The organism is Pedobacter hartonius, from assembly GCF_900107535.1.
In the GTDB taxonomy this organism is placed as follows: Bacteria; Bacteroidota; Bacteroidia; order Sphingobacteriales; family Sphingobacteriaceae; genus Pedobacter; species Pedobacter hartonius.
The window spans coordinates 1-12912 of record NZ_FNRA01000001.1; the positions used below are offsets into that span (position 1 = coordinate 1).

Sequence of the window (12912 nt, forward strand, 5' to 3'; positions counted from 1 at the left end):
GATTGAAAGCCTTCGGCGACTTCTTCCTAGGTGGAGGCTGAAGAAGCCTCCACCTAGGAAGAAGTGATGTTGACACAGTTCACTTTACACTCCCAGATTCATCACTAAAATTAGCAAGAATGTTGGTGTTGTTCCTTGTTATGGCTATTGTTCTCGGATAAGATAAACTCGTGTAAGCTCCTAAATATTTTTCTAGGTCTTCTGAACTTGGTCTAAAAGGCTGAAATATGATTTTATACGGTTTATTAAAGTAGTTACTTAAAGCAGCAATCAATACCTTTTTTTTATCGTAAATCGCACCGTTTGATGTTATGGCAATAGCAAGTTTTTCATCAGGAAAATAAGAAATAATAGAACCAAAACTATCAATAGAACCTCTATGCACAAATCCTTTTTTATCATAAAAAGGGAGTTCAAAAATACCCATTCCATATTTATCTTGAATTTGCGTTATTATTTTTAAACTTTTAAGATTAATTATTTCTCCATTGAATAGTTTTTCAATAATTACAATCAAATCATTTGGATTTGATACAATTCCTCCTGCGCCTAGTGGAACAGATGTATCTCCCTCCGTGTCCTTTTCCCATTTATCTGTAAAATAATAAGAGTAACATTCATTATTTCGCAAATTTATTTTACCTCCGAAATACGTGTTTTTTAGCTGCAATGGTTTTATGATCTGTTCGTCTAAGAGTTCCGGGTATGACTTTTTATATATTTTTTCAAGAATTATGGTTAATAAATAATAATTCGAATTGCTGTAATCTGCTTTACTATTTGGATTAAAGTCACTTTTAAGCCTACTTATAATAGCAATCATTTCCTTTTCAGATTTAGCTTCAGTATAGCCATTGGCAAACTCTTCTGATTTTAAGAATTCAGTAATTCCACTTCGGTGCTTCAATAACATCTCTATTGTTATCTTTTCGGAATTTTCAATAGTCGGAAAAAATTTGTCAATGGATTGATCCAGAGCTAGTTTGTTATTTTCAATCGATTTGAATACCAATGCAGCAGTAAAAACCTTTGTAGTAGACCCAATCCGATACTTCGTTTTATAGGACGAATTTTCATTACCTGCGATATCGGCTCTACCAATTGACTTGGAATAGATTAAGTTTCCATCTTTTGAAATGGAAATACTTCCCATAAATAATTGTTTTTCGCTCAGAGCTTGCAATAAACTGTCAAGTTTAATTACATTTAGTTTTTGTGAATAAGAGTTTAGAGATGTTATTCCAAAAAATAATGTAATCCAGATCATTTTCATCATTGTTATTAATTTTTTAAGATAAATAGCTCTTGTTAGGCACTGAGATTTCAATGGTCATATTATATATGATGCACAAGTGTCATATTTCCATAATAAAGAAAGGTACATCTGCATTTAATCTTTTTATAACTACATGAAATATTTAACAATATTCTGCTTATTCTTCGGCTTCAGTTCTTTCAGTCAAGTCAAAAAATATGATCTAGCCATAAAAAACGCAAAAATTTTTAACGTTAAAACAGGAATAGTAGGCCCAGCTCAGGTCATCCTCGTTAAAAACGGCATCATTGCCGACATTATTAAAAATACCAACAGTTTCGCCGCATTAAAAACGATTGATGCGCAAGGAAAACTAGTAACCCCAAGCTTTATTGATGCACACATCCATCCCACTGATGTTTTTGGGGATTATGATAAAGCACCTGAATACCTAGTGAAAGATTCGCTGCATATATACAGACAGCGCCTAACTGATGCATATCTTCCATATGGGATTACTACCGTTATGATCATGGGACAACCTGAAAAGTGGCAAACGCCTCTCCTGCAATGGTCAATCAACCCGCTCCCAAATCATATAAATATTTACACAGCTGGAGCAGCCATTATTTCGAAAGAAGACAGGCCTACATATATAGGTCACGTGGTGGTTGATAGTCCGTTAGCTGCAAAGAAGAAAATTGAAGCGTATTACCAACTTGGCATCAGACATATTAAACTCTATTGGAGGTTAAGAGATCCCGAGTTTAAAATTGCCTTTAAAACTGCAGATAGTTTAGGAATGAGGGTCTATGGTCATATTGACCAGAACGTCATGACTATGGATCAAACTTTAGATATCGGGTTAAAAAATTATGAACATCTGGTCACCATCGCTTATAGTGTGATCAAAGAGAAAAAAGACTGGGATGCTTTTAATACAGAATTTACTGAGCATTATAGAGAAGTGAAAACACAGTCCGATATACTTAAAATGTTCCTGGAAATGTTCAGATATATCGACGAACATAAAAAGACTGAAACTAATATTTTGATAGATAAGCTTGCAAGCCAAAATGCTACATTTTCAACTAGCATAAATATTTTAGCTGAATTATTCCAGTCCGGTTCTCCCGGAGATGCGGTGTCTTTAGTAAGACAACAAGCCAGGACTAAGCAAAACTTTGAAACTTTTATGAAGTACGTTAAACAGATGCAAGAGAAAGGAATAAAACTTAGGATTGGAACAGACATGGCAAATGGTGGAAAGTCACTTCAAGGGGAACAATTACTGTTATTCAAAAGTGGATTCTCTATATCTTCTATACTGCAAATCTGTACAATCAACGGAGCGCAAGCTTTAGGCATCGATTCAAAAGTTGGGATAATTAAAAAAGGCAGGCAAGCTGATTTGCTCATTTGGCATAGAAGCCCCTTTAATAGTGCCAACAATCTTCTTTCTGACAGAATAATCATTAAAGATGGGATTGTATATCAACGAACAATCGATTAGAAAGCTAAGGACTGTATTTTACTACGATAAGGTTTTTAATATTTCAGAGTTATCTGTTGATGTCGAGACTGTAAAGTGAACTGTGTCAACTCTAAAAATTTAGAGTTAAAATAAGTAAATTAGTGATACTTAGGACACGATGAAAAATAAAGAACCATTCGATTTTGAGCGCTTCAAAAATGAAGCAATGGAAGGCCTTTATCAAGGCAAGAAGATGGGTGGCACCGATGGTGTTTTCGCCCCAATGTTAAAGCATTTATTGGAATCCATGCTCGAGGGAGAGCTGGATAACCATCTCCAGGAGAGCAAGGCTACTGATGATCCCAACCGACGTAATGGAAGGACTAAGAAAAATGTGCGCAGTTTGCAGTCCGGAGAATTTGAACTGGAAAGCACGCGGGATCGCAATGGTACTTTTGAACCGAAAATTGTCGCTAAGCGCCAGTTAATCATCACAGAGGAACTGGAAGACAACGTAATAGCGATGTACGCACGTGGAATGAGTACTCGCAACATTTCTGATTATGTAAAGGAAATGTATGCTATGGATATTTCTGCGACAGAGATATCCAACATCACAGATAGAATTATTCCGGCAATGAATGAATGGCGGAACCGACCATTGGAAGCGGTCTATCCTTTTGTATTTCTGGATTGCATGCATTATAAAGTGCGCGAAAGTGGCGGCGTTGAATCTCGTGCGGTTTATAATATTCTGGGCGTAAATCGAGACGGAAGAAAGGACTTAATAGGTGTATACTTATCAGAAAATGAAGGTGCTAAATTCTGGCTATCAGTGCTCACTGACTTGAAACAGCGGGGTGTTGATGACATCTTGGTCGCCTGCATCGACGGATTGAAAGGTTTTCCTGAAGCTATCGCATCTGTATTTCCAAAAACGCAGGTTCAGTTATGCATTGTTCACCAGATCCGCACCAGTCTACGTTACGTGCCTGAGAAAGATAAAAAAGCCGTTGTTGCTGACCTTAAGCCTGTTTATAAAGCCGTTAACCAAGAACAAGGATATGAGAAGCTCCTAGAATTCGAAGATAAATGGGGTAAGAAGTATCCGTTATCAGTCAAGAGTTGGTTGGATAATTGGACGAACCTCTCTACATATTTCGAATATTCGGCAGAAATCAGAAAGGTGATTTACACCACTAATGCAATCGAAGGAATGCACAGACAGATTCGTAAATCACGAAAACAAAGGGCGCTTTCACTTCAGATCAATCACTGTTAAAACTCGTGTATCTGGCCTACAGGGACTTTTCTAAAAAGTGGACGATGCCGATGTGGAACTGGGGCTTGACAATGTCGCAGTTGCACATTAAATTTGGGGAACGGCTTAAAGCCTTCGGCGACTTTTTCCTAGGTGGAGGCTGATCGCCTCCACCTAGGAAAAAGTGGTGTTGACACAGTTCACTTTACACTCCCTTGATGTCTTGAAATAGACCGTTTTTTGATAATCAGTAATTTAAAGAGTAGTTTTTCACAGTATACTCATTTTATGTTATAATTCCATTAGTTTAGATAAGTTCATCAATACATCACTTCAACTTTAGAAGTAACCCTATCTACAATAGCACCTGTGTGAGCATTAATCAACAGTTTGGTTAAATTTCTAGTGCCTTCTCCAGGTTCTTGTTGTTCAAATACCCAAACAATAGAATCAATTTTCTTGTAATAGCATGAATTTACTTTTGTATACTTATCATAAAAGCTATTTGCTAGTGCAATTTTCTTTGCATCATCCATTGTCATTATTTTACCTTTAGTAGAATTGTGTTTGATATCTGGTAACTCAACTATTCCCAATAGCGTGCCTTTTTGATTAAGGTTCAGGATAAAATTATAGGAGCTGGAACGTTTTAGGCGGTCCCATACCATAAAGCATAAAGAGTAGATTGGAGGAACTGATTCCCAGGATCTGGCACTTGGATTAACAGCATATAGCCTTTCGATATCAACTATCTGACCCCCATTAAGTAGAAGTTTTTTACAAAAATCTTTTCCCACTCGTGATGATAAGTATGATTTAACTTTGACTTGTATATGATGAGGTAATTCGTTTATCGAATATGGCTCTTTAGGTTGGTAGCCGGAATACATTCTTGTACCACAAGCATACGGCATTGAATAAGCCGCCGGTGTAAGTTTAATAACGGGTTGGGAATTTTTTATTCCGGTAATATCAAACATACCAGCTTGCACTGAATTTTCCCAGCGGTTTACAATTTCTGCCTGATAAGTAGCCGTAGAATCGTAGTTGCTAGTTGAGAAGGTAACGATACCCAGAGAATCTGAATGGACAAAATTTATCCATCGATCTTTATCTTTTAGAATAGTTACCCATTTTTTAGCCATTGGTTTACCAGTTTCGGCGTTAATTAAAGAGAACTTAAATGTTCGTTGCGCTATAGCTGCAAACGGGAAGATAAATAGGATGGACAAAATGAAGGTCTTCATACTGGATTACTTAATGCCAAGTTTAAGAAATAATTGCTTCTTTACTCATTTTATAACCGAACAATTTTTTTAGTAAATAATTGGTTCGGTTAATTCTCACTAATTACAACAAAATTCGAATTTGTAATAAGTTTTTCTTGGTATGCTATCCCATAGAAGGACCCTTTCTTGACAAGGTAGGAGCTTACTCATTATACTTATGTTTTGTTTGTATGGGCTTTGTTCTTATCTCGCCATTCACATAATTAGATATTATGAAATTAATGACTTTACCTCTTAATTTAGTGATTGTTTTATGTCTATCTGCTTGTTCCCTGAATTCTCCAGCTTATCTTGGATCTAAATATAATTCAACCAAGCTAGTTCAATCATTTTATTCAACTCAAGATATCAAACTGGAAGAGACGGTAAATCCCGGCTTTGAAACCATTGATGAGCTATAGACTCCTGTATTAACTTAATCTTGTAATCATATTTACAAACGTAATCTTCAACGTCACTGCCAGGTACCACCACAGGCTGCTACCCCCCGGTTTCTATAACGCGTGGAATCTCAGTGATCAACTGTAGTAATGGCAACATCATATTTGAATTAAGTACGCCACTAAGTTATGACCGCTATAGGCAGAAAATCATTTTGCTTTACGCACTTATTCAGGTACCTTTGACCCAGCAGCCATTAAGAAATTTTTAGCGGGGGCATTATTAAAATGCAATAACCTAAGAAATGGCTATTCGGATCAGACGGGATATTATCTAATTTGTTGATCTCCCCCCGGGCCCAGACATTTCCCTATGAAGCTAATTTGCTAAAATATCAATATTATATAACATGTCGGCTATCCATACAGATTTTAAAACTATAGAACTACTCAAGGACATCCCGGATATATTACCCGTTCGAAGGGATTATTTTGAAAATTGGAATATCAAGGTTTTTAATAGGGAAGACACGGTTTGTAAAAGTTACCTTTCCCCTAACAGGCGAGAGTATTATAAAATCATTTTCTTAAACGCCGGCAGGGGCTTATTTACGATCGGCATGAATACCTACAGTATTGAGGAGCCTACCCTCTTATTCGTTCATCCAAATAGTATTATCTCGTGGAAAAATCTGACCTTAAGTATGGTATCGAAGGGTTATTTCTGTATTTTCAAAAGATCTTTTATTGAGAAAAACTCTACATTAAAAGCCTTGATCGACAAGTATGGTTTTTTTAAAGACAATATTAAAAGTGTAATCAGTTTAACGAAAGACGGGAGTAATACCATCAATGGCATTTTTTCGATCATGGACAACGAAGAGAAAAACACCGGCACCTTTACTGAAGATGCTTTGCAGGCCTACGTGCAACTCTTAATGATAGAAGCTAGTAAAATAGCTAAGCACCCAGTTACCACCGCTGTTACCTCAGAATATCATAAAGTATATGACTTCTTCGAGTTACTGGAGAAGGAAACTTCAGATCTGAATTTTGAAAAGTCAATAAAAATAAAAACGGCGGCAGAGTTTGCCGATCAGTTGAATATACATCCGAATCACCTCAATGCCCTTCTAAAGAAACAGACCGGTCAGAACGTAAGCACACATATAAAACACCGCTTACTGGAAGAGAGTAAAATCTTATTACTGCAGACTGATTGGACCCTCCAAAATATCGGCTACGCCATCGGCTTTGCAGAGCAACCCAATTTTAGTAGTTTCTTCAAAAAAAATATCGGTATTACCCCCTCTGAGTTTAGAAAAAGTTACAGCCTTTAATATCTTAAATATAAATCCACAAACCATTCCCGTGTATTTATTGATGGCCTCACCGGACGGTTCCATTACTTTTTCTTAATCTTCATTCTATGTTTAAGTCCGAAATTTATAAGGGCATAGACAATCGGCTCGGCTTCAACAGCATAATCTGCAATACTGTAAGATACCATTATTAGGTTTGGTAGTATTTACTGTTCTCATAATGAGGAGGTTTTCTTCTAGCTCATGAGATCTCTGACCGTTAAAATCCTTGACTTCTTCAGTAACTTGAACTTCATTCTTACCTATAAACCATACCTTTGCCGGAACAACAAGGCCTGGAATTTTAGAATTATCCATTTCTGCATCAAATTGACTCTGCCGGCCAGTTTGTATTGGATGGCTTACGCATTTTCTTTTAATATAAGAGATCGTAATCTTGTTTCATTATCATCGCCCCACTGACCCAGTGCAGCAATTATGGGAATTAGAGTTTTTCCGAAATCGGTAAGACTATATTCGACTTTTGGAGGAACGACTGCATAGATAACTTTTGTAATCAATTCGTGCTGTTCCAATTCCTTTAATTGCATATTCAAAACTCTTCTTGACGCATCCGAAATTTTACGTTGCAATTCGCTGGGACGTTTATACCCCTCATTTATAAACCATAACAAACGAACTTTCCATTTCCCATAGAGAACTTCGCCAATAAGGTCAAGTCCGCAATTCAGATTCAAAGGTATTTTTCTCTCGCCCATTTAGCAAAGTTAATTCAATGTTCCAAATTGTACAATAGGGGAGAAAATTATCCCTATGCAATTCGATTTTCCCTCATTGTCAAAAGGTTATATACTTTCTAAATTTGTACCACAATGAAAGACAATGAAGGAAATATTCAACTTTAGCAATTATTTAACAGGCAAGAATGCCTTGAAAACAGGAGGTTCAAATGGAACAAACTTTTAATTTCGACAATGAGTTATCGGGCAAGATTGCCTTGGTAACAGGAGGTACAAAAGGCGCGGGAAAGGCTATAGCAGAAAGACTTTTACAGGCTGGCGCAACGGTAATTATTTCCGCAAGAAATGCAGCGGAAACTGAAAACAGCAGACTACATTTCATTGCTGCCGATTTAAGTACGGCGGAAGGGTCAAACAAAGTGGTAAGCGAGGTGCTTTCGACTTATGGAAGGCTGGATATTTTGGTTAACAACCTTGGTTCATCGACAACCCCTGCTGGTGGATTTAATGCACTAAGTGATAGAGATTGGGAATCAACACTACAGGCAAACTTACTTACTCCGGTTCGTTTGGACAGGGGATTTTTACCACAGATGATCGATCGTAAAGATGGTGTTATCATTCACATCGCCTCAATTCAGGGCAAATTACCACTGTACGATTCTACTTTGCCATACGCATCTTCAAAAGCAGCATTGCTTAACTACAGCAAAAGCTTGTCAAATGAAGTTACACCAAAGGGCGTACGCGTGCTAGCCGTTTCACCGGGATGGATAAATACCACAGCATCTGTAGCTTGGCTGGGTAAAATTGCCAGAAACTCAAAAATTTCTGTTGAAGAGGCGCAACATGGCGTAATGGATGCCTTGGGAGGAATTCCGTATGGAAGACCCGCAGAGCCATCAGAAGTTGCGGAATTAGTTGGCTTTTGGTTTCACCAAGAGCAAGCTATCTTACAGGAACAAATTATATAATCGACGGTGGAACTGTACCCACTATTTCATAACCTTAAAAACATAAAAAGATGAACTTACCAAAAATCATATCAGAATTAGTAAGGACACAAAACAATTTCGACAGTGTTGCTTACGCAAATTGTTTTTCCGAAACTGCAGTTGTCTATGATGATGGCAAAACACATAACGGAAAGAAAGAAATAGAAGAATGGATTGCAGATGCTAACGAAAGATACGGCGCTACGATGGAGCCGCTTGACTTTCAGGAAAATGGCTCGCAAAGCATACTTAAAGTGGAGGTTGAGGGTAACTTTGAAGGAAGCCCCATTGTATTGGACTATCATTTAGAAATTTTTGATGGTTTAATACATTCGGTAAGAGTAACTGGCTAAGCAGGATGGCTAATACAGCCATTCCTTTTTTAACTCTCCTTCGTATCGTCCTGACATAGCTATACAAAAAAGCCGTTATCATGAAAGAAACCGGCATTTTTTTATCGCAGAATTTGCAGAAAGGAATAGCAACTGAACTCAATTTACATTACACTGAACAACAGTGGACCAGGATGTCATATTTATAGGCGACCGTTGATTGTAACAAAACAATAGCGCTGGCCATTTGTTCAAACTCATTAGATGCCAGTAAAGCAAAGCATAAAGTCCAAACAGCAGTTCGATTCTGCACTTGCCCTTGAAAAGTCCGGAGATATACAGGGGGCACTGAAGCTCTATGGAAAATCTGTAACAACCGACCCATCCAACTCCCATGCATGGAACAGGCAAATGATACTCTTCCGGAAAATCAGATCAAAGGAAGAAGAGGTAAAATTGATTAAAACCGCTATCGGGGAATACCAAAGCGCGGCACAATCCAGGCAAGAGGAATGGCTGAAAGAAAACAGGCAAAAAGCAGACAGTACACGGGAACTCGCCAGCCTACTTGGGATGCTTGAGCCGAGCGGACTTCCAAAAAAATATGATAAGATACTGGAGCAATGGCAAACCAGGCTCTACCTGTTGGAATACCGGATCAAGAATTCAAGGAAAAAGAAGAAGGCCCCTAAATAATTTGCGCATTCATCCTTTACGCCGGCCTAATACTCTATGTTGTCTTCTTCATTTCCAGGTAAAAACTTTCCCGAAGTTTGTCCGTTACCTACTAAAGCTTATATCATGGTTCACCGCTATGATATACCCTCCGTAACCCTACTGCTGAAGGGCATCTTGCTGTTTATAGTACTTTGCTTTAACCATCAAGCATTTGTTCAGACTAACCGCGATGAGGCCGCATTTCGCTATGCGTTGAAAAGCTTTCAGTCCGCTGTGCTTCAAAAGAACCTGGTAAAAGCAGGCAGCATGATGCACTCAATCAGCTTCAACAGCTTTTTATGATAGGTGTCTTCATATCTTGAAACGTCAAAGGTTTCGGCATACTGGTTCATTAGCGCAAGCCCCATATCCATTTCCTGCATTCGGAACACTGACCCAGGTAGAACACAGGAGTATGCCAGTAATTGAGCGCCAGGTGGTTAATTGCAAAACACCTGACTTATTAACGAATTTTATTTATCAGTATCCTTTTCAAACGGGGCTGCAACCATCTTATTAAATATTTGCAGCGGAAGTAACCATCGTAAGAAGAAACCCATTCTTGCTTGCATAGTCGCCGGATATCTTAACTTAATTTTATTATCAGTAGCGGCTTTAAATGCTACTTTTGCTACTGTATCAGCATCAGGTGCCATTTGGTAACTAGCTATAATGTTGCCCTGAACTTTGTTTGCATATTTATCATAGACTGAATTGGAAACAAAAGAGGTGCTATTTGTAAACTCACTTTTAACAGAACCAGGTGCAAGATTCTTAACCACTATATTGAAAGGCCTTAGCTCATATTGCAATGCTTCCATAAAACCCTCTAATGCCCATTTAGTACTGATATATATGCTGTAAAGTGGAAATGTCAAATTTCCGCCTGATGAAGTGGTATTCAAAATTATGCCTGACTTCTGCGCTCTGAAATGCGGTAAAACAGCCCGGGTGACATTCATCACGCCGAATAGGTTCGTTTCAAATTGTTTTCTTACCTCCTCATCAGATATCGCTTCAAAAGGCCCTGCGAGCGCATAGCCGGCATTATTAAAAAGCACGTCTATTCTCAAATATGTTTTAAGAACGTCTTCCACCGCATTCTTTATGCTGTCAACACTTGTAACATCAAGTCCAAATAATTTGATATTAGTATAGTCTTCAAACTCCTTCAAAGATTTTGGATTTCTCATTGTGGCGGCAACATTCCACCCTTGTTTGGCAAAGAATACAGCACTTGCCATTCCAATTCCGGATGAAGCACCGGTGATCAGTATTACTTTTTTATCTGACATACCATGTAATTTTAAGTTATTTTGAAAATTTCTAATCGAGGAAGTTTTGCGGGTACAATACCTGTCCATGCTTCTGCGCAATGGCATATAAGTTTTTAATAGATTCAGGATCCATTGGTGGTGGGAGAAATTCTCCGGCAGCAACGGGATCGCCAATTTCTTCAAAAAACTCTTCCAGCCCGGCAGGGACAACTAAACAAAGCAATTGAGCCATTTTATCGCTTACATTTTTAAAATAATGTACTATACCTCCTTCAGGCACTACTACAAAAGAGCCCTTTTTTGCAATATAGACCCCGGCTTCGGAATGAACTTCCACTTCGCCATCGACGATGTAAAAGGACTCATAAAAGTTGGCGTGGGAATGCGGCCCTGGGCCGTTTTGAGGAGGTACCAGCATTTCAATAGTCGCAAATGCCCCGTTGGTTTGTCTGCCCGAAATAAGTATCCGGTAGTTACCGCCTACTACTGATAAAATTTCACCACCTTCAGGGTCTACTGTAATCGGGGATGGTTTTGAGGTTTCCATATAATTTTGTTTTTAGTTACAATATTTTTGAATTAGATCCAATGTATCGATGACTGCCATGATCAGGGCTTCAAGTTCAAAAATATTGAGCAAAAAAACAACTTTGTTACTGATGCGGCTATTTACTTTTGCAAACCAGTTGTTCAGCTCCATGATCTTTTTATTCTGAGTCCTCAAACCGTCAAGATTGCGAGTTATGATTGCAAGTTGGCACTTTTTGAAATGAAATTCCTTTGACCTTCTCCCACAACGCCAATTTTGATCATTATTCTAAATCTGACAGCATCCAAAAAAATCACTTAACTGTCCGCTCCGGTCCATATTAATCCTGCCTTTCTTCTTCTGTAATAAGCCTGGATGCCGGATCTGGGAGCCCTTTTTCAGGTCAGATTTAGCAATGAGGATCCTGTCCGGCTCATCTGCTTCAAGATGGTTCAGTGCAATTGGAGAGTGGGTTCTCTACCTGTTCACTTCTTTGACGTTTTCCTGATCATAGCCGGTCTCCGCCTCAAGCGTAAGAAAAGCGTCTTCAACAAGCTGAAGGGTATTCAACTCAGACCACGACACATCTCCATCAGATTCAAAACTACAGTCACATGACCAGCTATATCAATGCAGTCCAACGTCTGGGGAATCTGAAACGTCAAATATTTGGGCACAAGGTGATTGTAATCAAGTCTTCTTAATATCATGGAAAGAGAACCCGGGGATACTCTTCTTACCAATGCGCTAGGCAAGATATTGCTAATGTTATCATATATTTTTTCCCCATCACGATAGATCCTTATTGCGGTTTTGATCCTACTGTCAAAATCTTCAATAACATCATTATCGTCCAGAAAATCTGGATCCGGCATCTTGGAAAGCTTATCCAACTCCATTGTAATCTTTTCCCCATTGTCCGCCATAAATTGCAGGACTGCCGACTTAAAACCAGCTCTTCTGAAACCAAAAATTGACAGTGCATCATTGAGCGATTCCAGTAAATTTGATTTTCCAGATCCGTTCTTGCCGATCAAAATATTCAGTCCGGTATTGAGTTTAAGATTAAGTCCCGCTATGGAAATTACCACTCACTGAAATAATACTCGAAAGGCAACTTTCGACTGAGAAAGAACAGATCATCATGAAATTTCTTTTTTGCTATATAAATTTTTAATTTCACGAAACTGATATTATTTTTTGAGCAAAAGAACTAATTTATTAACAGACAACAACAATACAGAAATAATGATACGCAAGGACGATTAAAGACCAGAAGGCTTGGCAAAAGACTTGCCTTGAAAGGAGGCAAAAGAAGACGAGATTACAAGATTGATAAAA

General features: G+C 38.2%; 13 protein-coding genes and 1 pseudogene. 6 read left to right on the top strand and 8 right to left on the bottom strand.

Features of this window, described 5'->3' with window-relative positions:
* Window positions 1–79: 79 nt before the first annotated feature.
* On the bottom strand, window positions 80–1276 hold the full coding sequence (locus BLW16_RS00005) for a serine hydrolase domain-containing protein (protein WP_090554032.1): 1197 nt from the start codon (window positions 1274–1276) through the stop codon (window positions 80–82).
* A gap of 133 nt (window positions 1277–1409) precedes the next feature.
* Between BLW16_RS00005 and BLW16_RS00010 the strand changes: the two genes are divergently transcribed.
* Both BLW16_RS00010 and BLW16_RS00015 read left to right on the top strand, forming a co-directional pair.
* Window positions 1410–2768 (top strand): amidohydrolase family protein, encoded by a 1359-nt coding sequence (locus BLW16_RS00010; RefSeq protein WP_090554034.1) that lies wholly within the window; start codon window positions 1410–1412, stop codon window positions 2766–2768.
* 139 nt (window positions 2769–2907) lie between these two features.
* Window positions 2908–4154, top strand: a pseudogene (locus BLW16_RS00015) (IS256 family transposase).
* A gap of 156 nt (window positions 4155–4310) precedes the next feature.
* Here the strand turns inward: BLW16_RS00015 and BLW16_RS00020 are convergent.
* Window positions 4311–5237, bottom strand: coding sequence for a hypothetical protein (locus tag BLW16_RS00020; RefSeq protein WP_090554035.1), 927 nt, complete (start codon window positions 5235–5237; stop codon window positions 4311–4313).
* 832 nt (window positions 5238–6069) lie between these two features.
* Here BLW16_RS00020 and BLW16_RS00025 point away from each other — a divergent pair.
* The gene (locus BLW16_RS00025) at window positions 6070–6999 is read left to right on the top strand and encodes a helix-turn-helix domain-containing protein (RefSeq protein ID WP_090554037.1); all 930 of its coding nucleotides are present in this window, start codon (window positions 6070–6072) and stop codon (window positions 6997–6999) included.
* A 383-nt stretch (window positions 7000–7382) separates the two neighbouring features.
* On the opposite strand, the gene BLW16_RS00035 is transcribed toward BLW16_RS00025, so the two are convergent.
* Window positions 7383–7739, bottom strand: a complete 357-nt coding sequence (locus tag BLW16_RS00035; RefSeq protein WP_090554040.1) for a winged helix-turn-helix transcriptional regulator — start codon at window positions 7737–7739, stop codon at window positions 7383–7385.
* A 191-nt stretch (window positions 7740–7930) separates the two neighbouring features.
* On the opposite strand from BLW16_RS00035, the gene BLW16_RS00040 reads away from it, so the two are divergent.
* The 3 genes from BLW16_RS00040 to BLW16_RS00050 all read left to right on the top strand — a co-directional run bounded on the left by BLW16_RS00040 (window position 7931) and on the right by BLW16_RS00050 (window position 9744).
* The gene (locus tag BLW16_RS00040) at window positions 7931–8695 is read left to right on the top strand and encodes an SDR family oxidoreductase (RefSeq protein ID WP_317039917.1); all 765 of its coding nucleotides are present in this window, start codon (window positions 7931–7933) and stop codon (window positions 8693–8695) included.
* A gap of 50 nt (window positions 8696–8745) precedes the next feature.
* Window positions 8746–9069, top strand: coding sequence for a nuclear transport factor 2 family protein (locus BLW16_RS00045; protein ID WP_090554042.1), 324 nt, complete (start codon window positions 8746–8748; stop codon window positions 9067–9069).
* A 243-nt stretch (window positions 9070–9312) separates the two neighbouring features.
* Window positions 9313–9744 carry a hypothetical protein gene (locus BLW16_RS00050; protein WP_090554043.1) on the top strand — a complete coding sequence of 144 codons (432 nt, stop codon included), beginning with the start codon at window positions 9313–9315 and terminating at the stop codon, window positions 9742–9744.
* Between the two features lie 260 nt (window positions 9745–10004).
* Here BLW16_RS00050 and BLW16_RS23100 read toward each other — a convergent pair whose 3' ends face one another.
* From BLW16_RS23100 to BLW16_RS00065, 5 genes are all read right to left on the bottom strand, one after another.
* Window positions 10005–10157, bottom strand: coding sequence for a hypothetical protein (locus BLW16_RS23100; RefSeq protein ID WP_175470436.1), 153 nt, complete (start codon window positions 10155–10157; stop codon window positions 10005–10007).
* 81 nt (window positions 10158–10238) lie between these two features.
* On the bottom strand, window positions 10239–11060 hold the full coding sequence (locus tag BLW16_RS00055; protein ID WP_090554045.1) for an SDR family oxidoreductase: 822 nt from the start codon (window positions 11058–11060) through the stop codon (window positions 10239–10241).
* Between the two features lie 31 nt (window positions 11061–11091).
* Window positions 11092–11589, bottom strand: coding sequence for a cupin domain-containing protein (locus BLW16_RS00060; protein WP_090554046.1), 498 nt, complete (start codon window positions 11587–11589; stop codon window positions 11092–11094).
* A 12-nt stretch (window positions 11590–11601) separates the two neighbouring features.
* Window positions 11602–11766, bottom strand: a complete 165-nt coding sequence (locus BLW16_RS23105; RefSeq protein ID WP_175470437.1) for a hypothetical protein — start codon at window positions 11764–11766, stop codon at window positions 11602–11604.
* Between the two features lie 371 nt (window positions 11767–12137).
* The gene (locus BLW16_RS00065; RefSeq protein ID WP_090554048.1) at window positions 12138–12662 is read right to left on the bottom strand and encodes an AAA family ATPase; all 525 of its coding nucleotides are present in this window, start codon (window positions 12660–12662) and stop codon (window positions 12138–12140) included.
* Between the last annotated feature and the right edge of the window lie 250 nt (window positions 12663–12912).

Excerpts from the sequence above, each read along its gene's own strand:
- BLW16_RS00005 (WP_090554032.1), bottom strand. The coding sequence starts at position 1,276 with ATGATGAAAATGATCTGGATTACATTATTTTTTGGAATAACATCTCTA.
- BLW16_RS00010 (WP_090554034.1), top strand. The coding sequence starts at position 1,410 with ATGAAATATTTAACAATATTCTGCTTATTCTTCGGCTTCAGTTCTTTC.
- BLW16_RS00020 (WP_090554035.1), bottom strand. The coding sequence starts at position 5,237 with ATGAAGACCTTCATTTTGTCCATCCTATTTATCTTCCCGTTTGCAGCT.
- BLW16_RS00025 (WP_090554037.1), top strand. The coding sequence starts at position 6,070 with ATGTCGGCTATCCATACAGATTTTAAAACTATAGAACTACTCAAGGAC.
- BLW16_RS00035 (WP_090554040.1), bottom strand. The coding sequence starts at position 7,739 with ATGGGCGAGAGAAAAATACCTTTGAATCTGAATTGCGGACTTGACCTT.
- BLW16_RS00040 (WP_317039917.1), top strand. The coding sequence starts at position 7,931 with ATGGAACAAACTTTTAATTTCGACAATGAGTTATCGGGCAAGATTGCC.
- BLW16_RS00045 (WP_090554042.1), top strand. The coding sequence starts at position 8,746 with ATGAACTTACCAAAAATCATATCAGAATTAGTAAGGACACAAAACAAT.
- BLW16_RS00050 (WP_090554043.1), top strand. The coding sequence starts at position 9,313 with ATGCCAGTAAAGCAAAGCATAAAGTCCAAACAGCAGTTCGATTCTGCA.
- BLW16_RS00055 (WP_090554045.1), bottom strand. The coding sequence starts at position 11,060 with ATGTCAGATAAAAAAGTAATACTGATCACCGGTGCTTCATCCGGAATT.
- BLW16_RS00060 (WP_090554046.1), bottom strand. The coding sequence starts at position 11,589 with ATGGAAACCTCAAAACCATCCCCGATTACAGTAGACCCTGAAGGTGGT.